The organism is Sphaerotilus hippei (assembly GCF_003201595.1).
GTDB lineage: Bacteria > Pseudomonadota > Gammaproteobacteria > Burkholderiales > Burkholderiaceae_C > Sphaerotilus > Sphaerotilus hippei.
Window position 1 is genome coordinate 13635 of sequence record NZ_QJJS01000020.1, and the last position, 24263, is coordinate 37897.

General features: G+C 71.8%; 27 protein-coding genes. 19 read left to right on the top strand and 8 right to left on the bottom strand.

Translation table 11 applies throughout. The annotated features are described in order from the left end of the window. Positions 1-4: 4 nt before the first annotated feature. A complete protein-coding gene (locus C7444_RS17120; RefSeq protein WP_110402074.1) occupies positions 5-271 on the bottom strand; it encodes a DUF2249 domain-containing protein in 267 nt (88 codons plus the stop codon). A 123-nt stretch (positions 272-394) separates the two neighbouring features. On the opposite strand from C7444_RS17120, the gene C7444_RS17125 reads away from it, so the two are divergent. The 19 genes from C7444_RS17125 (at position 395) to C7444_RS17215 (ending at position 16394) form a co-directional block, all read left to right on the top strand. Continuing rightward, entirely contained in the window at positions 395-1582 is a 1188-nt protein-coding gene (locus tag C7444_RS17125) for an HPP family protein (RefSeq protein ID WP_110402075.1), read from the top strand. A gap of 93 nt (positions 1583-1675) precedes the next feature. Then, the gene (locus C7444_RS17130; protein WP_110402076.1) at positions 1676-2110 is read left to right on the top strand and encodes a c-type cytochrome; all 435 of its coding nucleotides are present in this window, start codon (positions 1676-1678) and stop codon (positions 2108-2110) included. Positions 2111-2124: 14 nt separating this feature from the next. Beyond that, positions 2125-3576 (top strand): cbb3-type cytochrome c oxidase subunit I, encoded by a 1452-nt coding sequence (locus tag C7444_RS17135; protein ID WP_110402077.1) that lies wholly within the window; start codon positions 2125-2127, stop codon positions 3574-3576. A gap of 20 nt (positions 3577-3596) precedes the next feature. Further along, on the top strand, positions 3597-4409 hold the full coding sequence (locus C7444_RS17140; protein WP_110402078.1) for a CbbQ/NirQ/NorQ/GpvN family protein: 813 nt from the start codon (positions 3597-3599) through the stop codon (positions 4407-4409). 104 nt (positions 4410-4513) lie between these two features. Then, complete coding sequence (locus tag C7444_RS17145; protein ID WP_110402079.1) at positions 4514-5464, top strand: 4Fe-4S binding protein; 951 nt, start codon at positions 4514-4516, stop codon at positions 5462-5464. Then, entirely contained in the window at positions 5464-7296 is a 1833-nt protein-coding gene (locus C7444_RS17150) for a VWA domain-containing protein (protein ID WP_110402080.1), read from the top strand. Before C7444_RS17145 ends, C7444_RS17150 begins: the two co-directional genes overlap by 1 nt. Before the next feature lie 100 nt (positions 7297-7396). Next, a complete protein-coding gene (locus C7444_RS17155; protein WP_110402081.1) occupies positions 7397-8161 on the top strand; it encodes a Crp/Fnr family transcriptional regulator in 765 nt (254 codons plus the stop codon). An 8-nt stretch (positions 8162-8169) separates the two neighbouring features. Further along, the gene (gene ccmA, locus C7444_RS17160; protein ID WP_110402082.1) at positions 8170-8805 is read left to right on the top strand and encodes a heme ABC exporter ATP-binding protein CcmA; all 636 of its coding nucleotides are present in this window, start codon (positions 8170-8172) and stop codon (positions 8803-8805) included. Next, on the top strand, positions 8802-9545 hold the full coding sequence (locus tag C7444_RS17165) for a heme exporter protein CcmB (protein ID WP_245909615.1): 744 nt from the start codon (positions 8802-8804) through the stop codon (positions 9543-9545). Before ccmA ends, C7444_RS17165 begins: the two co-directional genes overlap by 4 nt. 81 nt (positions 9546-9626) lie before the next feature. Continuing rightward, positions 9627-10406 carry a heme ABC transporter permease CcmC gene (gene ccmC, locus C7444_RS17170; RefSeq protein WP_110402083.1) on the top strand — a complete coding sequence of 260 codons (780 nt, stop codon included), beginning with the start codon at positions 9627-9629 and terminating at the stop codon, positions 10404-10406. Continuing rightward, positions 10399-10575, top strand: coding sequence for a heme exporter protein CcmD (gene ccmD, locus C7444_RS17175; protein ID WP_211317589.1), 177 nt, complete (start codon positions 10399-10401; stop codon positions 10573-10575). The genes ccmC and ccmD overlap by 8 nt, the downstream gene beginning before the upstream one ends. After that, positions 10572-11003 (top strand): cytochrome c maturation protein CcmE, encoded by a 432-nt coding sequence (ccmE, locus tag C7444_RS17180; RefSeq protein ID WP_110402084.1) that lies wholly within the window; start codon positions 10572-10574, stop codon positions 11001-11003. Before ccmD ends, ccmE begins: the two co-directional genes overlap by 4 nt. Then, positions 11000-13030, top strand: coding sequence for a heme lyase CcmF/NrfE family subunit (locus C7444_RS17185; RefSeq protein WP_110402085.1), 2031 nt, complete (start codon positions 11000-11002; stop codon positions 13028-13030). The genes ccmE and C7444_RS17185 overlap by 4 nt, the downstream gene beginning before the upstream one ends. Next, entirely contained in the window at positions 13027-13599 is a 573-nt protein-coding gene (locus C7444_RS17190; protein ID WP_110402086.1) for a DsbE family thiol:disulfide interchange protein, read from the top strand. Before C7444_RS17185 ends, C7444_RS17190 begins: the two co-directional genes overlap by 4 nt. Beyond that, the gene (locus C7444_RS17195) at positions 13596-14087 is read left to right on the top strand and encodes a cytochrome c-type biogenesis protein (protein ID WP_110402087.1); all 492 of its coding nucleotides are present in this window, start codon (positions 13596-13598) and stop codon (positions 14085-14087) included. Before C7444_RS17190 ends, C7444_RS17195 begins: the two co-directional genes overlap by 4 nt. Then, positions 14084-14785 carry a tetratricopeptide repeat protein gene (locus tag C7444_RS17200; protein ID WP_110402088.1) on the top strand — a complete coding sequence of 234 codons (702 nt, stop codon included), beginning with the start codon at positions 14084-14086 and terminating at the stop codon, positions 14783-14785. The genes C7444_RS17195 and C7444_RS17200 overlap by 4 nt, the downstream gene beginning before the upstream one ends. Before the next feature lie 33 nt (positions 14786-14818). Further along, positions 14819-15343, top strand: a complete 525-nt coding sequence (locus C7444_RS17205) for a ferredoxin-type protein NapF (protein WP_110402089.1) — start codon at positions 14819-14821, stop codon at positions 15341-15343. A gap of 15 nt (positions 15344-15358) precedes the next feature. Beyond that, positions 15359-16027, top strand: coding sequence for a nitroreductase family protein (locus C7444_RS17210; protein WP_110402090.1), 669 nt, complete (start codon positions 15359-15361; stop codon positions 16025-16027). A gap of 28 nt (positions 16028-16055) precedes the next feature. Then, positions 16056-16394: a cupin domain-containing protein gene (locus tag C7444_RS17215; RefSeq protein WP_110402091.1), complete on the top strand. Its 339-nt coding sequence runs from the start codon at positions 16056-16058 to the stop codon at positions 16392-16394. Positions 16395-16502: 108 nt separating this feature from the next. Here C7444_RS17215 and C7444_RS17220 read toward each other — a convergent pair whose 3' ends face one another. The 7 genes from C7444_RS17220 to C7444_RS17250 all read right to left on the bottom strand — a co-directional run bounded on the left by C7444_RS17220 (position 16503) and on the right by C7444_RS17250 (position 24225). Further along, on the bottom strand, positions 16503-17123 hold the full coding sequence (locus C7444_RS17220) for a NapC/NirT family cytochrome c (protein WP_211317593.1): 621 nt from the start codon (positions 17121-17123) through the stop codon (positions 16503-16505). A gap of 96 nt (positions 17124-17219) precedes the next feature. Continuing rightward, a complete protein-coding gene (locus tag C7444_RS17225; RefSeq protein WP_211317590.1) occupies positions 17220-17693 on the bottom strand; it encodes a nitrate reductase cytochrome c-type subunit in 474 nt (157 codons plus the stop codon). Beyond that, a complete protein-coding gene (napH, locus tag C7444_RS17230; RefSeq protein ID WP_110402093.1) occupies positions 17693-18610 on the bottom strand; it encodes a quinol dehydrogenase ferredoxin subunit NapH in 918 nt (305 codons plus the stop codon). Before napH ends, C7444_RS17225 begins: the two co-directional genes overlap by 1 nt. Next, entirely contained in the window at positions 18607-19428 is an 822-nt protein-coding gene (gene napG / locus C7444_RS17235; RefSeq protein WP_110402094.1) for a ferredoxin-type protein NapG, read from the bottom strand. The genes napH and napG overlap by 4 nt, the downstream gene beginning before the upstream one ends. Positions 19429-19541: 113 nt before the next feature. Further along, on the bottom strand, positions 19542-22094 hold the full coding sequence (gene napA, locus C7444_RS17240) for a nitrate reductase catalytic subunit NapA (RefSeq protein ID WP_110402095.1): 2553 nt from the start codon (positions 22092-22094) through the stop codon (positions 19542-19544). A gap of 138 nt (positions 22095-22232) precedes the next feature. Further along, entirely contained in the window at positions 22233-22553 is a 321-nt protein-coding gene (locus C7444_RS17245) for a chaperone NapD (protein ID WP_110402096.1), read from the bottom strand. A gap of 112 nt (positions 22554-22665) precedes the next feature. After that, complete coding sequence (locus tag C7444_RS17250; RefSeq protein WP_110402135.1) at positions 22666-24225, bottom strand: cytochrome D1 domain-containing protein; 1560 nt, start codon at positions 24223-24225, stop codon at positions 22666-22668. Positions 24226-24263: the final 38 nt, after the last annotated feature.

The window sequence follows — 24263 nt, forward strand, 5'->3', positions numbered from 1 at the left end:
CCGCTCAGCCGCCGCAGCAGCCGCAGCAGCTCTTGCCGGCGGCCTGCCGGGTGATGCGCACGCGCCACTGCGCCGGGCCGGCCTCCAGCACCGTCCAGTCGAACTGGCCGGGCCACCGGGCCTGGAACTGCTGCTGCAGCGGCACCGGCTCATGGTCATTGAGCAGCTCGAAGCCGTCGCCCGCCGGCAGGCCCAGGAACAGGTCGAACAGGGTCGCGTGGCGCAGGGGCGCCGGGATCTGGCGCACGTCCAGCAAGGTGACGGAGCTCATGGTCGGCATGCCTTCATAAGGTTGATTTCAGATGAATCTATTGTGCACAGGAAAACCACCATAAGCAACATCAAGAATAGATCTTATGATGCGCGGCCCGATTTCCGCCTTGATCCCCGCCCGATGTCCCGCCCCTCCCCGATCGATCCCACCCTCGAGGCCGCCCGACCCGCGCCCTGGCAGCGCCTGTGGCGAGCGCTGCGTCCGACGGCGCTGGCGATCGATCGCCGTGAACGCTGGCGGGTCGTCGCCGGGGCCTGGCTGGGCGTGGGCCTGGTCGCGATGCTGGCCTGGCACTGGCCGCCCGCGGCCGGACTGCCCTGGCTGCTGGCCCCGCTGGGCGCCAGCGCGGTGCTGGTCTATGCGCTGCCCGCCAGCCCGCTGGCCCAGCCCTGGGCGGTGGTGGGCGGCAATACCCTGTCCGCCCTCGTGGGCCTGCTGTGCACGGCCTGGGTGCCCTGGCCGCCGCTGGCCGCGGCCCTGGCCGTGGCCGGTGCCATCGCCGCGATGATGGCTGCCCGCTGCCTGCACCCGCCTGGCGGGGCGGTGGCCCTGCTGACGGTGGTCGCCGGCATCGGCGATGCCGGCTTCGCGCTGGCACCGGTGGCGCTGGATTCGGCGCTGCTGGTGGTCTGCGGCCTGCTCTACAACCCGCTGACGGGGCGGCGCTATCCGCATGCCCAGGACCTGCCGCGCCCGGCCCCCGCCGAGGCCGGGCGGCGGGCCTTCGACTTCAGCGCGGACGACCTGGACCGGGTGCTGGCGCGCTACAACCAGGTGCTCGACGTGCCGCGCGACGACCTGCGCGACCTGCTGGTGCAGGCCGAGCACGAGGCCGGCCGGCGGCGCCTGCAGACGCTGCGCTGCCGCGACATCATGACCGCCGACCCGCTGGCGGTGAACTTCGGCACCCCGCTGGCCGAGGCCTGGCAGCGGCTGCGCGGCGCACGCATCAAGGCCCTGCCGGTGGTCGACCGCTACGGCCACGTGATGGGCATCGTCACGCAGGCCGACTTCCTGCGCCACGCCGGACTCGACGAAGCCGGCGGACCGCAGGGCCTGGACCACCGCCTGCGCCAGCTGCTGCGCCCCAGTCCGCTCACGCACGCCGACAAGCCCGAGACGGTGGGTCAGATCATGAGCCGCCAGGTGCGGGTGGCCAGCGCCGACCGGCCGATCGCCGACCTGATCGCGCTGTTCTCGCACGAGGGCCACCACCACCTGCCCATCATCGGCGAGCGCAACCGGCTGGTGGGCATCATCACCCAGACCGACGTGATCGCCGCGCTGGCGGCCGGGACCGGCACCTGAGCCGGCACGATCGGCCGCTTCCTTGAACCGGTTCAAGGAAAAAACCCGAGTGAAACGCGAGGATAAGCCCGTCACGATTCGAGGAGGGCTTCCATGAGCCAGAGTCACGGCGGGTTCACCAAGCAGATGGCCCGCAACATGTTCTACGGCGGCAGCGTGTTCTTCGCGCTGCTGTTCGCCGCCATCGTCTTCCACACCGAGCGCCAGATCCCGCAGCGATCGAACGCGCAGGCGATCACGCCGGCCGTGATCGCGGGCAAGAAGATCTGGGAGACGCGCAACTGCATCGGCTGCCACACGCTCCTGGGGGAAGGCGCCTATTTCGCGCCCGAGCTGGGCAACGTCTACAAGCGCCGCGGCGGCGAGTTCATCAAGATCTGGATGAAGGCCCAGCCCACCCACGTCGAGGGCCGCCGCCAGATGCCGCAGTTCAACCTGGACGAACGGCAGCTCGACGACCTGGTCGAGTTCCTGAAGTGGACCAGCGAGATCAACACTGAAAAGTGGCCGCCCAACATCGAAGGTTGAGGAGCAGAACCACCATGAACCATTCCGTTCTCCCCTACAAGAGCCAGGCCGTCGCGAAGCCCTACTTCATCGCGGCGATGGTCCTGTTCGCCGCCCAGATCGTCTTCGGCATCGGCCTGGGCCTGCAGTACGTGATGGGGGACTTCCTGTTCCCCTACATCCCGTTCAACCAGGCCCGCATGGTGCACACCAACCTGCTGATCGTGTGGCTGCTGTTCGGCTTCATGGGCGCGGCCTACTACATGATCCCCGAGGAGGCCGAGACCGAGCTGCACAGCCCGCTGCTGGCCCGGGTGCTGTTCTGGATCTTCCTGACCGCCGGGGCGCTGACCATCGTCGGCTACCTCGCGGTGCCCTACGCCAAGCTGGCCGAGCTGACCGGCAACGACCTGCTGCAGACGATGGGGCGCGAGTTCCTCGAGCAGCCGCTGCCCACCAAGGTCGGCATCGTCATCGTCGCGCTCGGTTTCCTGTTCAACATCAGCATGACGGTGCTCAAGGGCCGCAAGACCAGCATCTCGCTGGTGCTGCTGATGGGCCTGTGGGGCCTGGCGATCTTCTTCCTGTTCAGCTTCGTCAACCCGCACAACCTGGTGCGCGACAAGATGTACTGGTGGTTCGTCGTGCACCTGTGGGTCGAGGGCGTGTGGGAGCTGATCCTGGGCGCGCTGCTGGCCTACGTGCTGGTCAAGGTCACCGGCGTGGACCGCGAGGTGATCGACAAGTGGCTCTACGTGATCATCGCCTTCGCGCTGATGACGGGCATCCTGGGCACCGGCCACCACTTCTTCTTCATCGGCCTGCCGGGTTACTGGCAGTGGATCGGCAGCATCTTCAGCGCGATGGAGCCCATCCCCTTCTTCATGATGACGGTGTTCGCCTTCAACATGGTGCAGCGCCGCCGCCGTGACCACCCCAACCAGGCCGCCGTGCTGTGGGCCGTGGGCACCTCGGTGATGGGTTTCCTCGGTGCCGGCCTGTGGGGCTTCATCCACACGCTCAGCCCGGTCAACTACTACACCCACGGCTCGCAGGTCACCGCCGCCCACGGCCACCTGGCCTTCTACGGCGCCTACGTGCTGGTGGTGATCACGCTGATCAGCTACGCCATGCCCACGCTGCGCGGGCGCATCGCCAACAGCCGCCGCGCCCAGAGCATCGAGATGTGGAGCTTCTGGATCATGACCATCGGCATGGCCGTCATGGTGCTGGCCCTGACGGGCGCGGGCATCCTGCAGGTCTGGCTGCAGCGCATGCCCACCGAAGGGGCGATGAGCTTCATGGCCACCCAGGACCAGCTGCGCTTCTTCTACTGGACCCGGGTCGCCGGTGGCGTGATCTTCCTGATCGGGCAGTTCACCTACTTCGCCAGCTTCTTCATCGGCGGGCAGCCGGTGCTGGCCGACGACGCCACGCCGGTGCAGGGCGGCGGACTGCTGCGCGCCCGGGCCGCCCGGGCAGCCTGACACACGCCACGGAGGACCGCATGGACCACAGTGAACAGCATCGGCTCGGCGCCGCTCCGTACTATGCCGAGCAGGCGGGCGAGGTCGCCCTCTTCGAGCATGCCTTCGGCCAGCGCCTGCCGCTGCTGATCAAGGGGCCGACCGGCTGCGGCAAGACCCGCTTCGTCGAGCACATGGCCGCCCGGCTGGGCCGGCCGCTGATCACGGTCAGCTGCCACGACGACCTGAGCGCGGCCGACCTGGTCGGCCGCCACCTGATCGGCGCCTCCGGCACCGTGTGGGCCGACGGCCCGCTGACCCGCGCGGTGCGCAGCGGCGCGATCTGCTACCTCGACGAGGTGGTCGAGGCCCGCAAGGACACGACCGTCGTGCTGCACCCGCTGGCCGACGACCGGCGGGTGCTGCCGATCGAGCGCACCGGCGAGCAGCTGGCCGCCGCGCCCGGCTTCATGCTGGTCATCTCCTACAACCCCGGCTACCAGAACCTGCTCAAGAGCCTGAAGCCCAGCACCCGCCAGCGTTTTGTGGCGCTGACCTTCAGCTACCCCGAGGCCGCGGTCGAGCAGGCCATCCTGCAGGCCGAGGCCGGCGTGGCCGCGCCGCTGGCGGCCCGCCTGGTGCGGCTGGCCCAGGCGCTGCGCCGACTGACCGACCACGACCTGGAGGAGACCGTCAGCACCCGGCTGCTGGTCATGGCCGCCCGGCTGGCGGCCAGCGGCGTGGCGCTGCCGGTGGCCTGCCGTGCCGCCATCGTCGACGCCCTGACCGACGACCTCGACACGGCCGCCGCCCTCGACGAGGTCGTGCGCGCCGTGCTGGGCAGCGCGGGCTGAGGCCCGCCCCGGCGCGCGCCTCGGCGCCCTCCGCACGTTTTGCACGCCCTTCACGTTTTCCGCGGCGACGCTGCTCCTCTGCTCCTTGCACCTCAGAAGACTCCATGCAGCGCCGCCGTCTTCTCTTCCAGCTGGGCTTCTTCGCCCTGTTCCTGCTGGCGCCCGCGCTGGACCTGCTGCGCTTCGACCTGGGCGAGACCCAGCTGTGGGTGCTCGGCCAGCGCTGGTCGCTGGGCATCGACGCCTTCCGGGCCGGCCGCATCAGCGCCGACCAGGCCGCGCTGGGCATCCTGCTGCGCGGCTTCCTGCCCGCCCTCGTGCTGATCGTGCTCTTCCTGGCCGTGGCCTGGCGCCATGGCCGCCTCTACTGCGGCTGGCTGTGCCCGCACTTCACGCTGGTGGAGACGCTCGACGCCGTGCTGCAGCGGGCCTGCGGCAAGCTCAGCCTGTGGGACCGCCACCGCACCGAGCGGGCCGGCCAGCCGGCCCGCGCCCGCTGGTGGCCGGTGTTCGGCCTGCTGTGCGCGGGCTTCGGTTTCCTGTGGGCGATCACGCTGCTGAGCTACCTGCTGCCGCCCGCGCAGATCTGGGGCCACCTGATCCACGGCAGGCTGACACCCAATCAAGCCCGTTTCCTCGTCATCGGCAGCGCCGTGTTCGCGGCCGAATTCGCCTTCGCGCGCCACCTGTTCTGCCGCTTCGGCTGTGCGGTCGGGCTGTTCCAGAGCCTGGTGTGGATGGCCAACCCGAAGGGCATGGTCGTGGCCTTCGACCGCGAGCGCGCCCGCGACTGCCGCGGCTGCGGCACCGCCGCACACCAGCAGGGCAGCGCCTGCGACAAGGGCTGCCCGATGCGGCTGCACCCGCGCCACATCAAGCGCGAGATGTTCTCCTGCGTGCAGTGTGGTCGATGCCTGGACTCGTGCGACGAATCGACGCACCATCGTTCGATTCAACCCCTGCTGGAGTGGAAGGTCGGCGCCGATGCGGTGCGCGAGACGCTGCGCCAGCGCAAGGCCGAACTGGCCCGTGGACACCAGGAAGAGGTGCACTGATGGAAGAATGGGTCGGGCGGCAATGGCACCGCTTCATCAGCCAGGCGGCGGACCGCCGGCATGCGCAGGCCGAGGTGCGGCTGGCCGACATGCAGCAGGCCCTCACGATGCTGTTCCGCGCCGGCGGGGGCGCGCCCGCCGTGCGGCTGGCCCCGGCGGCGGCCCGGCGCACCGGCGGGCCGCGCGGCTGGCTGCAGCGGGTGGCCGGCAGCGACACGCACGCGGCCGTCGCCCGCCTGGAGCCCGAGGCGCTGTCGCTGCCGCCGGGCATCGCGGTGTTCGGGCAGCGGCCGCTCAACCGCGCGCTCTACCTCTGGCTGGCCGCGCTGGCCGCGGGGCTGCAGCGCCGTGGCGACTGGCTGGGCGACAACCTGCGCGCGACCGCCTGGGCGCTGGAGCAGTTCCCCGGCCTGCAGGATCAGCACCAGCGGCTGGTGCAGGCTCAGCTTGCGCTGCGGCCCGACCCCGCGGGCATGAAGGGCGCGGCCGCCGAAGCCGAGGCGATGGTGCAGCGGGCGCTGCGCGGCGCGCCGCCGTCCGGCCCCGCCGGCCTGCAGCCGACCGACGTCGCGCCGGTCTGGCTCTGGCTGGACACGACCGGCTCCGACCTGCCGGCCCTGGCCCGACCCGCCGCGGGCGAGGACCGGCCGGACGAGGCCGCCGGGGCCCGCCCGGTGACCGAGGACAGCCGCCGCCGCCAGGCCCGGGCGGTGGAGGACGGCCGCGGCAAGGCGCCGCTGATGATGTTCTTCCGCGCCGAGTCCATCCTGTCCTGGGGCGAGTTCGTGCAGGTCGACCGGGCCAGCGACGACGAGCCCGACGGCAACGCGCTGGCGGCGGCCGACGACATGGACGAGCTGGCCATCGCCCCCGACGGCCAGCACGCCGCCTCGCGGGTGAAGTTCGACCTCGACCTGCCCAGCGCCGCCGCCGACGACCGGCCGCTGGGCCCGGGCCTGCAGCTGCCCGAGTGGGACTTCCGGCAGGCTCGCCTGCTGCCCGGGCACTGCGCGCTGCAGACCCTGGTCAGCACGCCCCCGCCCTACAGCCCGGCGCCGGCCCTGCGGGGCATCGCCCGGCGCGTGCGCCGCCGCATGGAGGTGCTGCGGGCCGCGCCCGGTCGCTCGCGCGGCCAGACCGAAGGCGACGAGATCGACCTCGACGCCTGGGTGCGCCACCGGGTGGACGCCGCCAGCGCGCCGATGGACGAGTCCCCCGCGGTGTTCGTGCGCCGGGTGCGCAGCGAGCGCAGCCTGGCCACGCTGCTGCTGGCCGACCTGTCGCTGTCCACCGACGCCTACGCCACCCAGACCGCCCGGGTGATCGACGTGATCCGCGACGCCCTCTTCGTGTTCGGCGAGGCGCTGAGCGCCAGCGCCGACCCTTTCGAGATGCTGGGCTTCAGCTCGGTGCGGCGCCAGAACGTGCGCATCCAGCACCTCAAGGGTTTCGACGAGGCCTGGGACCGCCCGGCGCGCGACCGCGTCGGCGCCATCAAGCCGGGTTATTACACCCGCATGGGCGCGGCCATCCGCCTGGCCACGCTGCGCCTGCAGGCCCGGCCCGAGCGCCAGCGCCTGCTGCTGCTGCTGACCGACGGCAAGCCCAACGACCTCGATGTCTACGAGGGCCGCTACGGCCTCGAGGACACCCGGCATGCGGTGCAGGCCGCCCGGCTCGCCGGATTGACACCGTTCTGCGTCACCATCGACGAGCAGGCCCACGACTACCTGCCGATGCTGTTCGGCCAGCAGGGTTATGCCCGGGTGCACCGGCCGCAGGATCTGGTGCAGCGGCTCGCGGCCGTGCATGCCCAGCTGACCCGGCACTGAGGAGCCCGGATGCAGACATTGACTTCGGTCAAGTCCGGTGGCGGCGACCCTGCCCACAATCGCCGCTCTCGACCCTTCCGGTCGGGTCGAGGAGACACCCATGGACGCCAGAAGCTTTGATCTGCCCCGCTACCTGGCGGTCTTGCCGCTGTTCCAGGAGATGACCCCGCCGGAGCTGCAGCGCCTGGCCCAGGGCTGCCGGCTGCGCCGCCTGTCGCGGGGCGACGACATCTTCCGGGTCGGCGAGGTCTGCGACGAGTTCCATGTCACGGTGGTCGGCCAGGTCAAGCTGTTCGGGCTCTCGCCGAGCGGACAGGAGAAGGTCATCGAGCTGATCGGCCCGGGCAACAGCTTCGCCGAGGCGCTGATGTTCACCGACAAGCCTTATTTCATCAACGCCCAGGCGCTGACGGACACGCTGCTGCTGTCGGTGGGCAAGTCGGCCGTGCTGGGCGAGATCGAGCGGGACTCCCGCTTTGCGCTGCGCATGCTGGCCGGCATCTCGCGCCGGCTGCACGGCCTGGTGCACGACGTGCAGGCCTACGCGCTGCACAGCGGCATGCAGCGGGTCATCGGCTACCTGCTGCGTGACCTGCCCGAGGAGGCCGACGACGAAATCGAGCTGCCGGGCAGCGGCAGCGGCGGTTGCGCGCCGCTGTGCCGCGGCGACACGCGCAAGCCCCCGCGCGAGCTGCGCGTCTCGCTGCCGGTGAGCAAGGCCACGATCGCCTCGCGGCTGTCGCTGACGCCGGAATACTTCTCGCGCGTGCTGCACGAGCTGGAGAGCGCCGGGCTGATCTGCATCGACAAGCGCGACATCCGCATCCCCGACCCGGCCCGCCTGGCGAGCCACCCGCTGCAGTGAGCCCCGACATGAGTGCCACCAGCCCGCTGCTCGGCACCTGCCAGGCCGTCGGCGAGCGCCAGGGCGTGCGGCTGTGGGGTCCGCTGGACCTGACGCTCGGCCGGGGCCGGGCGGTGCATGTGCAGGGCGCCAACGGCAGCGGCAAGACCACGCTGCTGCGCACGCTGGCCGGCCTGCGTCGTCCGGCGGCCGGCCGGATCGTGCACGGCGGGCCGACCTGGTTCATCGGCCACGCCACGCCGCTGGCCGACGAGCTGGACGCCCGCAGCAATCTGCGCGACCTGCTGGACCTGCACCAGGCCGAGGTCGATGCGGCCCGCATCGACGCCTGGCTGACCCGCCAGGGCCTGCCGGCCCGGCGGGCGGTGCGGCAGCTGTCGGCCGGCCAGCGGCGCCGCATCACGCTGGCCCCGCTGTGGCTGGCGCCGCGCCCGCTGTGGCTGCTCGACGAGCCGTTCGACGCGCTGGACCAGTCCACCTGCGAGGCGCTGGCGCGCTGGAGCGCGGCCCACCTGGCGGGCGGCGGCGCGATCGTGCTCAGCTCGCACCAGAGCCTGCCGGCCGGTTTTCCACGCTGCGACGTGCTGCGCCTCGGCGCGGCGGCGCCCGCGACCCGGCCCGCCGGGCAGGAGCTCACGCCGTGACCCTGGCCGCGCACCCTCCGACCCCGGCGGCAGCCGACACCCCGCGGACAGGCGGCTGGTCGCGGCCGCTGCAGGCGGTCGTGCGGCGCGAGTGGCGCCAGGCGCTGCGCCGGCCGGGCGAGATGCTCTGGCATGCGGGCTTCTTCGTGATGGTCGCCGGGCTGTTCCCGCTGTCGCTGCGGCCCGACCCGGCCACGCTGCAACTGCTGGGCCCCGGCGTGCTGTGGGTCGCCGCCTGGCTGGCGGTGCTGCTGGCCACCGGCCGGCTGTTCCACGACGACCTGCGCAGCGGCTGGCTGGACCAGTGCGTGCTGGCCTGCCGCTCGGCCGGCCTGCCGCCGGCCCTGCTGGTGGCCGCGCGCATGGCGGTGCAGTGGCTGCTCGCCGCCGGGCCGGTGCTGCTGGCCGCCCCGGTGGTGGCGCTGCAGTTCGGCCTGAACGCGGCGGCCCTGGGCGTGCTGCTGCTGTCGCTGGCCCTGGGCACCGCCGTGCTGGTGCAGATCGCCACGGTGGCCGCGGCCCTGTCCGCCGGCCTGCGCAGCGCCGCGCTGCTGACGCTGCTGATGGTGCTGCCGCTGGCCGCCCCGGCGCTGGTCTTCGGCACGATGGCCGTGCATGCGGCCCAGGCCGGCGCATCGGCCGGGGCCGAGCTGTCGCTGCTGGGCGCGATGCTGGCCCTGGCGAGCCTGGCCTGCCCGGTGCTGGGCGCCGTCGCGCTGCAGGCCGCGACCGAAGCCTGAACCCGCCGCCCGTTCAACCCGACCCTTTCCCCTGCTGGCCGCGCCACCCGATCCGGGCCCGGCACGACCCCGGAGCACACGATGGACTCGAGACTGATCTTCTACTTCGCCAGCCCGATGCGCCTGCATGCGCTGGCCGCGCGGCTGGTGGCGCCGCTGCGCTGGCTGGCCCTGGCGCTGCTGCTGCCCGGCCTGTGGCTGGCCCTGGTGGTCACGCCGGCCGACGCGGTGCAGGGCGAAGGCTATCGCCTGCTCTACCTGCATGTGCCCGCGGCGTGGATGAGCATGCTCGTCTACGCGCTGATGGCGCTGTGGGGTTTCGTCGGCCTGGTCTGGCGCACCCGCAGCTCCTTCATGATGGCCCATGCGCTGGCCCCCACCGGCGCGCTGTTCGCGGCGCTGAGCCTGGTCACCGGCGCGCTGTGGGGCCAGCCGATGTGGGGCACCTGGTGGGTCTGGGATGCCCGGCTGACCTCGTCGCTGCTGCTGTTCTTCCTCTACCTGGGCTACCTGGCGCTGCTGGGGGCCAACGACGACCCGGCCCGTGCCGACCGCTCCTGCGCGGTGCTCGCGCTGCTGGGCGCGCTGAACCTGCCGGTGATCTATTTTTCGGTGCGCTGGTGGAACACGCTGCACCAGGGCGCCAGCCTCGCCCCCGGCAAGGCCAGCATGGCCCCGACGATGCTGGCCGCGCTGCTGCTGATGATCGGTGCCGCCTGGGCCTACACCGCCGCCACCGCGCTGCGCCGGGTGCAGCTGGTGATCGCCGAGCGCGAGGCCCACGCCCGCTGGCTGCAGACGCTCGGCGCCGCCGGACACCCTGCCCCGCAGACCCTGAACCTGGAGGCTGTCCATGCCTGACCTGATGACCCCCTGGTGGCCGGACCTGGCCACCTTCCTGCGCATGGGCCGTCATGGCCCCTACGTCTGGTCGGCGCTGGCCGTCTGCGCGCTCGCGCTGGCCGCCGAAGGCTGGTCGCTGCGCCAGCGGGCCCGGCGCCTGCACCAGCTCGAACGGGAGCAGCGATGAGCGCGCGCCAACGCCGTTTCCTGCTGGTGGCCGGCGCGCTCGCGCTGGTGGCCGTGGCCGCCGCGCTGGTGATGAACGCCTTCCGCAGCAACCTGGTCTTCTTCGTCACGCCCACGCAGGTGGTCACGGGCGAGGTCGCCCGGCGCGAGGCGCTGCGGGTGGGCGGACTGGTGCAGGTCGGCTCGATCGAGCGCAGCACCGACAGCCTGCAGGTGCGCTTCACGCTGACCGACAACAGCCACACCGTGCCGGTGGTCTACACCGGCGTGCTGCCCGACCTGTTCTCCGCCGGCAAGGGCGCGATCGCGCAGGGCCGGCTCGACGCCAGCGGCACGCTGCAGGCCAGCGAGGTGCTGGCCAAGCACGACGAGAACTACATGCCCCCCGAGGTGCACCAGGCGCTGAAGCAGGCGCAGGCGCGGCCATGACCGGCGAACTCGGACACCTGCTGCTGATCCTGGCGCTGGTCGCCGCCGCGGTGCAGGCCCTCGCCGGGCTGGGCCGCCGCGCCGCGCCGCGGCTGGCCGCGGTGGCGCTGGGCTGGCAGGCCGTCGGCCTGGGCGGGGCGATGGTCGCGCTGGCCCTGGCCTTCGTGCAGCACGACTTCTCGCTGAGCTACGTGGCCCAGCACAGCCACAGCACGCTGCCGCTGGCCTACTGCATCGCCGCGGTCTGGGGCGGCCACGAAGGCTCGATGCTGCTGTGGGCCCTGGTGCTGGTGCTGTGGAGCCTGGCCGCCGCGGCGCTGCTGCGCCGGGTCGGCGACGGCGGGCTCTACGCCACCCGGGTGCTGGGCGTGCTGGCCCTGGTGTCGATGGCCATGCTGGGCTTCATCCTCTTCACCTCCAACCCCTTCCTGCGCCTGCTGCCCGCCGCGGCCGAAGGCCAGAGCCTGAACCCGCTGCTGCAGGACCCCGGCCTGGTGCTGCACCCGCCGCTGCTCTACCTGGGCTACGTCGGCACCGCCGTGCCGTTCGCGATGACGCTGGCCACGCTGGCCTTCGGCGCGCCGGCGGACTGGGTGCGCCGCGCCCGACCCTTCACCGCGCTCGCGCTGGCCTTCCTGTCGGTGGGCATCGCGCTGGGCTCGTGGTGGGCCTACTACGAGCTGGGCTGGGGCGGCTGGTGGTTCTGGGATCCGGTCGAGAACGCCTCGCTGATGCCCTGGATGGCGCTGGCCGCGCTGCTGCACGTGCAGGCCGCCCGTGACCAGCGGGGCAGCTTCGCGCACTGGAGCGCGCTGCTGTCGCTGGGCGGCTTCGTGCTGGCCCTGCTGGGCACCTTCCTGGTCCGCTCCGGGGTGCTGACCTCGGTGCACGCCTTCGCCTCCGACCCGCGGCGCGGCAGCGTGATGCTGGCGATGATCGCCGCCACGCTGCTGGGCAGCTTCGCGCTCTACGCCCGCCATGCCGGCCGGCTGGAGGCGGCGCGGGAACGACAGGCCGAGAGCGCCCTGTCCCGCGACAAGGCCCTCGCGCTCAACAACCTGGTGCTGGTGGTGGCCTGCGCCAGCGTGCTGCTGGGCACGCTCTACCCGCTGGTGATGGACGCGCTCAGCCTGGGCAAGCTCAGCGTCGGCGCGCCCTACTTCGACGCGGTGATGGCCCCGCTGCTGCTGCCCGCGCTGGTCCTGCTGGTGCCTGCGGCCTGGCTGCGCTGGGGCTCGGACCAGCCGCAGGCGCTGCTGCAGCGCCTGCGCCCGACGCTGTGGGCGATGGCGCTGGGCGGCCTGCTGCTGCCGCCGGCCCTGCTGGCCGGCCAGGGCCGCATCGAGTGGGGCAGCCTGCTGGCGCTCTGGCTGGCCCTGGGCGTGGCCGCCAGCACCTTGCACCTGGCGCTGCAGCGGGCCCGGCGGGCGCCGCTGCGCCAGTTCGGCGCCGCGCCGGCCGGCATGGTCATCGCCCACCTGGGCGTGGCGGTGTTCGTCGTCGGCGTGGCCATGGTCAAGGGCTACGGCATCGAGCGTGACGTGCGCATGGCGCCGGGCGAGAGCCACCTGCTCGACGGCTGTCCGCTGCGGCTGGAGGGGGTGTCGCCCGAACAGGGCCCCAACTACAGCGCGCTGGTGGGGCGCTTCGAGCGCCGCTGCCCGGGCGAGGCGCCGCTGCAACTGCGGGCCGAAAAACGCGCCTACGTCGGCTCGGCCATGCCGATGACCGAATCGGCCATCGACTGGGGCCTGAGCCGCGACCTGTACGTCGCGCTGGGCGAGCCGCTGGGCAGCGGCACCGCGGCGGCCTGGAGCGTGCGGGTGCAGGTCAAGCCCTTCATGCGCTGGGTCTGGCTGGGCGTGCTGCTGATGGCCGTCGGGGCCACGCTGGCCGGCGTCGCCCGCCGCCTGCGCCGCCGGGTGCCGGCCGTGTCGGCCCTCTCCCCCGTGCCCGCCGAAGCGGCCACGCCCCGCAACATGCCCCGACCCCTGTCCCCCCTGCCCCAGGAGGCCCGTCCCTCATGAGCGCCACCCCGATCGACACGCCCGCCCGGCGCCCCCGCTGGGGCCTGTGGGCCACCGCCGCCGTGCTGGCGGCCCTGCTCGGCCTGCTGGCCGCGGGCATGACCCGCGACCCGCGCGAGCTGCCTTCGGTGCGCATCGGCAAACCCTGGCCGGCGATGGTGCTGCCGCAGCTCGACGACCCTGCGCCGCTGGATCCGGCGCAGTGGCGCGGCCAGGCCCGCATCGTCAACCTGTGGGCCTCGTGGTGCAGCAGCTGCCGCGAGGAACATCCGGCGCTGATGGCCCTGGCGGCCGAGCTGCGCGCCCAGGGCCGCGGCGGCCAGCTGATCGGCCTGAACTACAAGGACCGGACGGCGGACGCGCAGGCCTTCCTGCAGCGCCTGGGCAACCCGTTCTCGACCAGCGTGGTCGACGCCGACGGCCGGCTGGGCATCGAGCTGGGGGTCTACGGCGCGCCGGAGACCTACGTGATCGACGCCCGGGGCCTGATCCTCTACCGCCATGTCGGCCCGCTGACGCCCGAGGTGATCCGCACCCAGCTGCTGCCCCGGCTGAAGGACGGCGCATGAGCCGCGCCACGGCGATCCGGCACCGAATCCTGACGGTGCTGCTGCCGGCCCTGCTGCTGGCCGGGCCGCCGGGCGGCCCGCCGGCGCATGCCGCGGCGACGCCGCAGGGGGTGGTGGATCCCGATCGCCTGCACGCCCTCACCGCCGAGCTGCGCTGCCTGGTCTGCCAGAACGAGAGCCTGGCCGATTCCACCGCCCCGCTGGCCCTGGACCTCAAGCGCGAGATCAGCGCCCGCATGGCCGCGGGCGACAGCGACGCCCAGATCCTCGACTTCCTGGTCGAGCGCTACGGCGACTTCGTCACCTACCGGCCACCGCTGGCCCCGCGCACACTGGTGCTCTGGCTCGGCCCGCTGGTGCTGCTGCTCGCCGGGGCCGTCGTGGTGCTGCGGCCGTCGCGCCGCACGACGGCCGGGCGCCGCCCCCCGTCCACCCCGTCGTCCGCCCCGGACCCCTCTTCATCGACCTCGTCGACCCCCCCGCCATGACCACCCTGCCTTCGATGCCCGACTGGCTGCTGCCCTTTCTCGTCACGGCCGCGGGGCTGGCGGCCGCCTTCAGTGCCAGCCTGGTCTGGGCCGCCGGGCGTGCACCGGTGCCCCGCTGGCGCACGGCGCTGCTGTGGGCCGGCGCGCCGCTGGCCCTGGTCACGCTCTACGCCACGCTGGGCCACCCGCGGGCGCTGGATGCGCTGGAGCGCCAGCCGGGCCAGGCCGAACAGGTCGAGGCCATGGTCACCCGCCTGGCCGAGCGCCTGCGCCAGAACCCGGTCGACCCCGACGGCTGGCTGATGCTGGCACGCTCCTACAAGGTGATGGGCCGCCACGAGGAAGCCGCCCAGGCCTACGAGCAGGCGGGCGACCGCGCGATGGCCGATGCCGACCTGCTGGCCGACTGGATCGAGGCGCGGGTGCTGGCCCGGGACCAGCACTTCGACGAGCGCAGCCGCACCCTGCTGGCCCGGGCGATGAGCCTGGCGCCGGCCCATCCGGGCGTGCTGATGATGCGTGGCCTGGCCGCCCTCGACCGCGGCGACCGCGCCGCCGCCCGCGACAGCTTCGTGCAGCTGCGCGCGCTCTTCCCGGAAGGCAGCCCGGACCGCGCGGCCCTGGACGATGCCCTGGCCCGGCTCGACCGCGGCCAGGACCCGCGCCGCGGCGAGACCGCCGGCACCGCCGATCGTTGACCGTTGACCCGGTCGCCAACCACCGCACACCCCATGGATCCACGCCGCCGATCGTTCCTGCGCGGGGCCCTGCGCGAAGCCACGGCCGCCGCGCCGCCGCCCGCCCCGCCCCGCCCGCCCTGGGCGCTGACCCCCGATGCACGGTTCACCGAGCGCTGCACCCGCTGCGGCGACTGCAGCCGCGCCTGCCCCGTGCAGCTGATCCACCCCGGTGACGGCGGTTTCCCGCGCATCGACTTCCAGGCCCGCGGCTGCGACGAATGTGGCGCCTGCAGCCGCGCCTGCCCGACCGGGGCGATCGCGCCGGCGGGCAGCGTGCCCGCCTTCGTGTGGCGGGTGGAGGTGGATCGCCAGCGCTGCCTCGGCGAGCGCCAGGTGGAATGCCGCATCTGCGCCGAAGCCTGCGACACGGGCGCGCTGCGCTGCGTGCCGGCGCTGGGCGGCATCAGCCGCCTGAGGCTGGACACCGAGGCCTGCACCGGCTGCGGCGCCTGCGTGGCGCCCTGCCCGGTCCAGGCGCTGTCGATGGTGGCACCCGCCGCGGCCCCCGACCGCTGACCCGCCCGAGACCCGATGCCCCATCCCACCTCACCCGCCACCTCATCCCCTGCCGCGGCCGCCGCTCCCGACGACCCCGCGGCGCTGCCCGCGCTGTGCGACCAGCTGATCCACGGCCGCCAGCACATCGGCCCGCGCCACCTCGGCGAGCCGGCGCCCGATGCCCACGCGCTGGACGCCATCCTGGCCGCCGCGGCCGCCGCCCCCGACCACGGCCGGCTGCAGCCCTGGCGCTTCATCGTGCTGGGCGAGCGGGCCCGCCCGACGCTGGCGCAGGTGTTCGTCGACGCCCTGCTCGAGCGGGATCCGCAGGCCGGCACCGAGCAGCAGGACGACGCCCGGGAGAAGGCCGGCCGCAGCCCGGTGCTGATCCTGGCCATCGCCGACCTGCACGACGACGAGGCCGACGTGCCCGTGTTCGAGCAGCTGCTGTCATTGGGCTGCGCGGTGCAGAACCTGCTGCTGGCGGCCCGGGCGCGGGGCTACGACAGCGGGCTGTCGAGCGGCCGCGCGCTGCGCAGCCGGGTGCTGCGCCGCACCTTCGCGCTGGGCGAGCACGAGCACGCCGTGTGTTTCATCAGCCTGGGCACCGCCCGGCGGCGCAAGCCCATGCGGGTCAGGCCGGAGGTGGATCGTTTCGTGACCCACTACGATGGGCCGGCGGACGGCAGCAGCACGCCGTGATCCGCGACGATCCGCCAGGAGGAATGCCATGTCCCTGCGTCACGCCCGTGCCGGCGAGCCCGTCGAGGTGCTTGCACCGGGCCCCGAGCCCGCCCTCAGCCCCTCGGTCGCGCTGTTCAAGTCGCGTGACCTCGAGGTGATCCGCCTGGTGCTGCCCCAGGGCAGGACCATGCCGGCCCACCAGGTGGCGGGGGACCTGACGCTGCACTGCCTGGACGGCGAGCTCGAGGTCAGCACCGGCGACCGGCCGACCGTGCTGCGCCGCGGCCAGCTGATGTACCTGCCGGGCGGGCAGGTCCACCGGGTGCTCGCGCTCCAGCCCAGCTGCGCGCTGCTGACCATCGCCCTGCTGGCGCCTGCGGCCTGAATCCGCCCCACCCGCAGGACGTGGCGGGCACCACCCACAACGCACAGGGCTCCAGACCGCCTCGGCAGCCTGGAGCCCTGCGGCCCTCGGGCGGGTGCGACCCCGGGATCAGCTCGATGCGGCCCGCTCCGCCCGGACCGCCTCTTCACGCGGATTCACCACGCCGGGGCTGGTCGGATCGGCCGGCGCGACCTTGGGTGCACCGATGTGCTGCTCGACGGACGGCAGCGTGTGGGCGATGCCCTTGTGGCAGTCGATGCAGGTCTTGCCCTCGTTGAAGGCCTGCTGGTGGGTGGCCGAGCTGCGCTGGTTCTGCTCGGCATAGTCCATCGACTCGAAGTGGTGGCAGTTGCGGCACTCGCGGCTGTCGGTGCGCTTCATGCGGTCCCACTCGTGCTGGGCCAGTTCGGCGCGCTTGGCGTTGAACTTCTCCGGCGTGTCGATCGTGCCCAGGATCTTGTGCAGCACCTCGTTGCTCGCCTGGATCTTGCGGATCATCTTGTGGCCCCATTCCTTGGGCACGTGGCAATCCGGACAGGTGGCGCGCACGCCGGTGCGGTTCTGGTAGTGGATGGTGTTGCGGTACTCGGCGTAGACGTTGTCCTTCATCTCGTGGCACGAGATGCAGAACTCCTCGCGGTTGGTCCATTCCATCGCGGTGTTGAAGCCGCCCCAGAACAGGATGCCGGCCACGAAGGCGCTGGACAGGATGGCGAAGCGGCGGGTCATCACCGCCGCCAGGACACGGCGGATCAGGCCGGGCCGGGCGGCCGGTGCGGCCGCTTCCTTGTGCTGGTCGTCACTCATTGGAAGTCTCCTCGGGCCTCACTGCAGACCGCGCGCACGCTGGAAGGTGTTGTCCACCAGCGGCTTGGCATCGGTCTGCGGCACATGGCACTGGGTGCAGAAATAGCGCCGCGGACTGATGTTGTCGAGCTCCTGGCCATCGCGGGTCCTGAAATGGGTCACGCTGACCTTGGTGGCCCCGCTGGCCTTGGTCTTCTGCCACGCATGGCAGTCCATGCACTTGTTGTAGTTGCGCGTGATCTGGTAGCCCGACACGGTGTGCGGAATCAGCGGCGGCTGCTGCACGAAGTCCCGGTCGGCCGGACCGTGGTCACGCTCCTGGCGGTTGCCCGCCGGCGGGTTGTCCTGGTTCAGCGGCGTGCCCCCGCGCAGGCCTTGCAGTTTCACCGGCGCGCTGGCGGCGGCATCGGCTGCGTGGGCCGGGCCCACGCCCACCCACACCAGCGCGCCCGCGAGCACGCACTTGGCCAGGTTGTTCAGCAGGGTTCTCATCAGTCTCTCCGGGTATCGTATCGATGGGTCAAGGTGAAGACATCCGGGCCGCAGACATCGATGCAGCGGCCACAGTTGGTGCAGGCGGCGTCGGTGATGACCGGCCCCACCCCACCCTTGCCCTTGAGCGCGATGGGAATCACCTGCGGCTCGGGACAAACGGCATAACAGTCGGCGCAGTCGGTGCAGCGGCTGCCGTGGCGTGCACTCACGCGCAGCAGGGCACCGTGGCCGATCAGCGAATACATCGCGCCCATCGGGCAGAGGTGGCCGCACCAGCCCCTCGGGGCGACCAGCAGGTCGAAGCAGAAGACGGCGGCGGTGATGCCCCAGGCCAGGCCGCCCCCGAAGATCAGCGCCCGCTGCGTCATCGACACCGGGTTGACGGTCTCCCAGACGGTGTAGCCGCTCCAGGCGCTGGCGATCAGCACCGCGCCGAGCAGCCAGTGGCGCAGATCGCCCCGCGGGGCACGGCCGGTGCCGATGTTCAGGCGCCGGCGCAGCCAGGCGGCCGTGTCGGTGACGGCGTTGACGGGGCAGACCCAGCTGCAGAACAGCCGGCCGCCGGCCAGCGCGTAGAAGGCGATCACGAGGCCCGCGCCGATCAGCGCGCTGGCCTCGGGCAGGTGGCGGGTGGCCAGCACCTGGGCCAGCACGAACGGATCGGTCAGCGGCAGCACCCCCAGCGTCAGGCTGGAGGCCAGGTTGCCCTTGACCAGCCAGACGCCGGCCAGCGGCCCGAGCAGGAACAGCGTCAGCAGCCCGAGCTGGGTCAGCCGGCGCAGCAGCAGGAAACGGTGGGCCCGCCACCAGCCCTTGGTGGCCACGGCCTCGCGCCCGGGCCGGCGCGCCACGGGCGCACGCCGGGGCGCGCCGGCCCGGGGCTCGGCGGATCCCATCGGCGGGAGCGGGCTCATCGGCCGACCCCCGAGGCCGCAGGCACCGACGGGGACGGGCCGGCATACGGCTCGGCCCCCGAGCGCAGCGGCACCAGGTCGCCCGGCACCGCGTGCTCGGGCAGGGTCTGGGTCGGCTGCTCAAAACGGGGCCGGCCCGCCTGGTTGCCGGCGTCCCAGCCCTTGCGGTAGTGGTGGCCCAGCTCGCCCCGGGCGATGGCCGCGGGCAGCACCTTGATCGCCGCCTGCTCCAGCACGCAGCTCTTCTCGCACATGCCGCAGCCGGTGCAGGCCTCGGCATGCACCGTGGGCAGCAGCATCGCGTGGCGGTCGCTGCGCGGGTTGCTGACCTTCTCCAGCGTGATGGCCTGATCGATCACCGGGCAGACGCGGTAGCAGACGTCGCAGCGCAGGCCGAGGAAATTGAGGCAGTTCTCCTGGTCGATCAGCACCGCCACGCCCATCCGGGCCTGGGTGATGTCGGTCAGCGCCGGGTCGAGCGCACCGGTCGGACAGGCCTTCACGCAAGGCAGGTCCTCGCACATCTCGCAGGGGATCTCGCGGGCGACAAAGTAAGGGGTGCCGATGGACACGTCCGCCGCCAGTCCGTCGCCCCAGCGGCTGAGCTTGAGGTTCTGCGGCGGGCAGTCGCGCACGCACAGCCCGCAGCGCACGCAGGCCCCGAGGAAGTCGGCCTCGGCCAGCGCCCCGGGCGGTCGCAGCGCCTGGGCCGGACGCGCGAGCGCCGGCCGGCCGGCCAGCGTCGCCCCGCCGGCGATCAGGCCGGCGGTGGTGGCGCTGGCAGCGCCTTGCAGCAGTTGACGGCGGTTCAGGTCCACGAGGAGCGTCGCAGGGAGTGTTCAGCCGGCACACACCGTGGATCCGGCGCGGCCGGTCCACGGGTGCAGCCCCGTCGAGGGGGCGCGGCATGAGCCGTTTCGGGGGTGGGTCTTCAAGCCCGCACGACCTTGATCGCGCACTTCTTGAAGTCGGTTTCCTTGCTGATCGGGCAGGTGGCGTCCAGCGTCAGCTTGTTGACCAGCCGGCCCTCGTCGAAGAAGGGCACGAAGACCAGGCCACGCGGCACCTTGTTGCGGCCCTTGGTCTCGACGGCCAGCTCGATCTCGCCCCGACGCGAGATCGCCTTGACCTTCATGCCGCGCTGCAGCCCACGGTCCTTGGCATCGTCCGGATGCATGAACAGCACGGCCTCGGGCACGGCACGGTGCAGCTCGGGCACACGCCGCGTCATCGAGCCGGTGTGCCAGTGCTCGAGCACGCGGCCGGTGCACAGCCACAGGTCGTATTCCTTGTCCGGGCTCTCGGCCGCCGGCTGGTAGGGCAGCGCGAAGATCACCGCCTTGCCGTCCTTGTGGCCGTAGAACTTCACGCCCTCGCCCTTCTTGACGTAGGGGTCGTAGCCTTCGCGGAAGCGCCACAGCGTCTCCTTGCCGTCGACCACCGGCCAACGCAGGCCGCGCACCTCGTGGTAGACGTCGAAGGGCGCCAGGTCGTGGCCATGGCCACGACCGAACTCGGCGTACTCCTCGAACAGGCCCTTCTGCACGTAGAAGCCGAAGGCCTTCGACTCGTCGTTCGTGTAGTCCTTGATGTACTTGGCGTTGACCTTGGTCAGGTCGGCCAGCGGGTACCTGTTGACCTTGCCGTTCTTGAACAGCACGTCGAACATCGTCTTGCCCTTGAGCTCGGGCTTCTTGGCGATCAGCTCGGCCGGCCAGACCTCCTCGATCTTGAAGCGCTTGGCGAACTCCATCATCTGCCACAGGTCGGAGCGGGCCTGGCCCGGTGCGCTGACCTGCTGGCGCCAGACCTGGGTGCGGCGCTCGGCATTGCCGAAGGCGCCTTCCTTCTCGACCCACATCGCGGCCGGCAGGATCAGGTCGGCGGCCATCGCCGACACCGTCGGGTAAGGATCGCTCACGACCACGAAGGCCTTGGGATTGCGCCAGCCCGGCAGGATCTCGCCGTTGATGTTGGGCCCGGCCTGCATGTTGTTGTTGGTCGTGACCCAGTAGCACTTGAGCTTGCCGTCCTTCAGCGCCCGGCTCTGGGCCACCGCGTGCAGGCCGACCTTGTCGGGGATGGTGCCCTCAGGCAGGCCCCAGATCTCCTCGGCATGGTGGCGGTGCTCGGGGTTGGTCACGACCATGTCGGCCGGCAGGCGATGAGCGAAGGTGCCGACCTCGCGTGCGGTGCCGCAGGCGCTGGGCTGGCCGGTCAGGCTGAACGGACCGCTGCCCGGCGTGCTGATCTTGCCGGTCAGCAGGTGGATGTTGTAGACCATGTTGTTGGCCCACGTGCCCCGGGTGTGCTGGTTGAAGCCCATGGTCCAGAAGGACACGACCTTGACCTTCGGATCGGCATAGAGCTCGGCCAGCGCCTTGAGCTTCTCGACCGGCACGCCGCTGATCTCGCTGACCTTCTCGGCCGTGTACTCGCTGACGAACCTGGCGTATTCCTCGAAGCCGATCGGCGTCGAGTCGTTCGGGTTGCCCTTGGGCTTGCCGTCGGCACCGGGATAGCCGTTGCTGGTGGCATCCTTCTCGAGGGCGTGCACCGGCCGCAGGCCGTAGCCGATGTCGGTGGCGCCCTTCTTGAAGTTGATGTTCCTCTTCACGAACTCGGTGTTCACCTTCTTGTTCGTGATGATGTAGTTGGCGATGTAGTTCAGGATCGCCAGGTCGGTCTGCGGCTTGAAGATCAGGCCCTGGTCGGCCAGGTCGAAGCTGCGGTGCTCGTAGGTCGACAGCACCGCCACCTTGACGTGCGGGTTGCTGAGGCGGCGGTCGGTGATGCGGCTCCACAGGATCGGGTGCATCTCGGCCATGTTGCTGCCCCACAGCACGAAGGCGTCGGACTGCTCGATGTCGTCGTAGCAGCCCATCGGCTCGTCGATGCCGAAGGTGCGCATGAACCCGGTCACGGCGCTGGCCATGCAGTGGCGCGCGTTCGGATCGAGGTTGTTGGAGCGGAAGCCCGCCTTCCACAGCTTGACCGCGGCGTAGCCTTCCCACACCGTCCACTGGCCCGAGCCGAACATCGCGATGCCGTTGGGGCCATCGGTCTTGAGCGTCTCCTTCCACTTGGCGGCCATGGTGTCGAAGGCCTCGTCCCAGCTCACCGGCACGAACTCGCCTTCCTTGTCGTAGACGCCGTTCTTCTTGCGCAGCAGCGGCGTCTGCAGGCGGTCCTTGCCGTACATGATCTTGGACAGGAAGTAGCCCTTGATGCAGTTCAGGCCGCGGTTGACCGGCGCCTCGGGGTCACCCTGGGTGGCGACGACCTTGCCGTCCTGCACCCCGACCATGACCGCACAGCCGGTGCCGCAGAAGCGGCACGGCGCCTTGTCCCAGCGCACGGCGACATCGGCCGCGTTCTTCGGTGCGGCCTGGCCGGCCGCCTCGGCCACGATGGGGATGCCGGCAGCGGCCGCGGTGGCGACCAGAGCCTGGGACTTCAGGAAATCACGTCGGTGGGCTTGCATTCGGGAGCTTTCTTCGTCCGGGCTCTCCCGCAGGACGGGTCTGCGCCAGGAGAGTGCGGGGGTTGGATGTCAGGACCCGATGCTGCGATGCGGCAGCCCGGCTGTCCTTGAACTGGTTCATCAAAAAGGCGGATCGCCTCAGCGGGCGGACATTTCCGCCAGGCTGGTGCGCCAGGTCTGGTAGTCGATGCCATCGGAGCCCGCCGGCGCTGGCGACTCCTGGCCCGAGTACTCGTAGACCAGCGACAGGTTGAGCACCTCGGGCCACTGGGCGATGGTGGCCATCGTCGCGGCCGCGGTCACGGCCGTGCCGTCGACCTCGGCGTCCTCGATCAGGACCACCAGGCGCCCGTCGCCCGGATCGAGCGCGACATCGGTGCCGGGCCATCCGGCCAGGCGTGCGGCCACGGCGGCGCTGTCTTCGCGGCGCATGCGGACCACGGTTCCCAGAATGCTCATGTTGTCTCCTGCGGCTGGAACTTCTTGCCGGGAGCGGACTGTGGTCTCATGCGGCCGACATGGGTTTGACTTGCATCAATCTGACGGTCGGGTCATATCGGTTCCGTCCAGCTCAGTGGGACGTGCCCTCGGAGCGGGTGATCTTGTTCCACACGTTGTACTTGCCCACGGGCTTGCTCATCGGCAGGCGCCGGACCTCCTGGAACGTCCGGGCGTCGTAGACGATCAGTGCGCCGTCCATCTCCCACAGGCTGGCCAGCGCGTGGCGGCCGTCGCGGGTGAACTCGATGTGCGCCAGCGTCCTGCCCGGCTCGCGCACGCTCGCCACCGGCTGCAGGGTCTGCTTGTCGATGATGGTCAGCGTGTCGCGCGCGGTCGGGCTCATCATCGAGTCGGTCCAGGCGTAGCGGCTGGCCTCGTGGCTGCGCATGAAGAACCCCGGGCCGGGCGTGGTGATGGTGGTGACCGTGCGCCAGGTCTTCATGTCGATGACGTCGATGCGACCGTCCTTCAGGTTCGGGCTGGCCAGCACCGTCGTGCCCTGCCAGCCGAAGGTGATGCCCGAGCCCAGGTGCGGCATGCCGGCGATCGGCAACTCGGCGATCTTCTTGCGGATGTCGAGGTTGACGACCTGCGCGGTGGGCGTGTCGTCATCTTTCGCACGCGTGGCCCCCAGCACGTTGCGGTAGCCCTGGTCGAAGAAGAAGTCGTCCAGCGGCTCGTCGAGCAGCGTGCGCCGCGCGCCCAGGTAGCCGGGCTTGGCGATCGCCTCGCCCATCGGGTAGTCGTGCACGTAGCCGTCGTGGATCGGCTCGGCCTTGGGGTCATAGGAGATCTCCCAGACCTCGGGGATGTCCTTCATCGCCACCACGAAGCTCTTGCGCGGCGCGGCGTCGTAGACCGCCGACACGCGCGAGGCGCTCTTGCCGTCGAGCGTGGCGGCGTCGAAGCTCTTGACCAGCTTCAGGTCGGCATCGAACAGCGCCAGGTTGCGCGGCAGGTAGTTGGCCGCCATCACCCACTTGCCGTCGCCGCTGACCGCGACGTTGCGCATGTTCAGCCCGGCGCGCACCTCGGCCACCACCGTCAGGTTCCACAGGTCGTACTTGGTGATCCAGCCGTCCCGCGAGCCGAAGAAGACGTAGCGCCCCTCGGGCGTGAACTTCGGCCCGCCGTGCAGCGCATAGCGGCTGGCGAAGCGGTGGATGGGCTCGAAGCGGTCGCCGTCGACCAGGCTCACATGGTGATCCCCACCCTCGACGACGACGAACAGGTTCATCGGATCGGCCGACCAGACGGGGCGATCGGGCAGGTCGCGTGCCCCGGCCACCTCCAGGCGCGAGGCGCGGATGTCGGCCTCGCTCCAGGTCGGCGCCGGGCTGACCGGTTGCCGGATCCAGGTCGACAGCGCCTCGATCTCCCGGGCCGACAGCGTCTGGCCGAAGGCGGGCATCTGCGTGGCCGGCCGGCCCTGGGCGATGACCTGCTGCGCCTGGGCGGGCCGCAGCCGCTCCAGGCTCTCGGGCAGCAGGGCCGGCCCCATGCCCCCGGTGCGCTGCTCGCCGTGGCAGGCGGCGCAGTGCTGCTGGAACAGCGCGGCCACCGGCACCGGCCCGCTGGCCGGGGCGGCCGACGCCTCGGGGCCGGCCGCGCGGGCCAGGCCGTGGCCCATCCAGACCAGCCCGGCGGCCAGCAGCAGCTTGGCCACGC

Bases quoted from the DNA above. Each gene is read 5' to 3' on its own strand.
- C7444_RS17120 (WP_110402074.1), bottom strand. From the start codon at position 271: ATGAGCTCCGTCACCTTGCTGGACGTGCGCCAGATCCCGGCGCCCCTG.
- C7444_RS17125 (WP_110402075.1), top strand. From the start codon at position 395: ATGTCCCGCCCCTCCCCGATCGATCCCACCCTCGAGGCCGCCCGACCC.
- C7444_RS17130 (WP_110402076.1), top strand. From the start codon at position 1,676: ATGAGCCAGAGTCACGGCGGGTTCACCAAGCAGATGGCCCGCAACATG.
- C7444_RS17135 (WP_110402077.1), top strand. From the start codon at position 2,125: ATGAACCATTCCGTTCTCCCCTACAAGAGCCAGGCCGTCGCGAAGCCC.
- C7444_RS17140 (WP_110402078.1), top strand. From the start codon at position 3,597: ATGGACCACAGTGAACAGCATCGGCTCGGCGCCGCTCCGTACTATGCC.
- C7444_RS17145 (WP_110402079.1), top strand. From the start codon at position 4,514: ATGCAGCGCCGCCGTCTTCTCTTCCAGCTGGGCTTCTTCGCCCTGTTC.
- C7444_RS17150 (WP_110402080.1), top strand. From the start codon at position 5,464: ATGGAAGAATGGGTCGGGCGGCAATGGCACCGCTTCATCAGCCAGGCG.
- C7444_RS17155 (WP_110402081.1), top strand. From the start codon at position 7,397: ATGGACGCCAGAAGCTTTGATCTGCCCCGCTACCTGGCGGTCTTGCCG.
- ccmA (WP_110402082.1), top strand. From the start codon at position 8,170: ATGAGTGCCACCAGCCCGCTGCTCGGCACCTGCCAGGCCGTCGGCGAG.
- ccmC (WP_110402083.1), top strand. From the start codon at position 9,627: ATGGACTCGAGACTGATCTTCTACTTCGCCAGCCCGATGCGCCTGCAT.
- ccmD (WP_211317589.1), top strand. From the start codon at position 10,399: ATGCCTGACCTGATGACCCCCTGGTGGCCGGACCTGGCCACCTTCCTG.
- ccmE (WP_110402084.1), top strand. From the start codon at position 10,572: ATGAGCGCGCGCCAACGCCGTTTCCTGCTGGTGGCCGGCGCGCTCGCG.
- C7444_RS17185 (WP_110402085.1), top strand. From the start codon at position 11,000: ATGACCGGCGAACTCGGACACCTGCTGCTGATCCTGGCGCTGGTCGCC.
- C7444_RS17190 (WP_110402086.1), top strand. From the start codon at position 13,027: ATGAGCGCCACCCCGATCGACACGCCCGCCCGGCGCCCCCGCTGGGGC.
- C7444_RS17195 (WP_110402087.1), top strand. From the start codon at position 13,596: ATGAGCCGCGCCACGGCGATCCGGCACCGAATCCTGACGGTGCTGCTG.
- C7444_RS17200 (WP_110402088.1), top strand. From the start codon at position 14,084: ATGACCACCCTGCCTTCGATGCCCGACTGGCTGCTGCCCTTTCTCGTC.
- C7444_RS17205 (WP_110402089.1), top strand. From the start codon at position 14,819: ATGGATCCACGCCGCCGATCGTTCCTGCGCGGGGCCCTGCGCGAAGCC.
- C7444_RS17210 (WP_110402090.1), top strand. From the start codon at position 15,359: ATGCCCCATCCCACCTCACCCGCCACCTCATCCCCTGCCGCGGCCGCC.
- C7444_RS17215 (WP_110402091.1), top strand. From the start codon at position 16,056: ATGTCCCTGCGTCACGCCCGTGCCGGCGAGCCCGTCGAGGTGCTTGCA.
- C7444_RS17220 (WP_211317593.1), bottom strand. From the start codon at position 17,123: ATGACCCGCCGCTTCGCCATCCTGTCCAGCGCCTTCGTGGCCGGCATC.
- C7444_RS17225 (WP_211317590.1), bottom strand. From the start codon at position 17,693: ATGAGAACCCTGCTGAACAACCTGGCCAAGTGCGTGCTCGCGGGCGCG.
- napH (WP_110402093.1), bottom strand. From the start codon at position 18,610: ATGAGCCCGCTCCCGCCGATGGGATCCGCCGAGCCCCGGGCCGGCGCG.
- napA (WP_110402095.1), bottom strand. From the start codon at position 22,094: ATGCAAGCCCACCGACGTGATTTCCTGAAGTCCCAGGCTCTGGTCGCC.
- C7444_RS17245 (WP_110402096.1), bottom strand. From the start codon at position 22,553: ATGAGCATTCTGGGAACCGTGGTCCGCATGCGCCGCGAAGACAGCGCC.
- C7444_RS17250 (WP_110402135.1), bottom strand. From the start codon at position 24,225: ATGGGCCACGGCCTGGCCCGCGCGGCCGGCCCCGAGGCGTCGGCCGCC.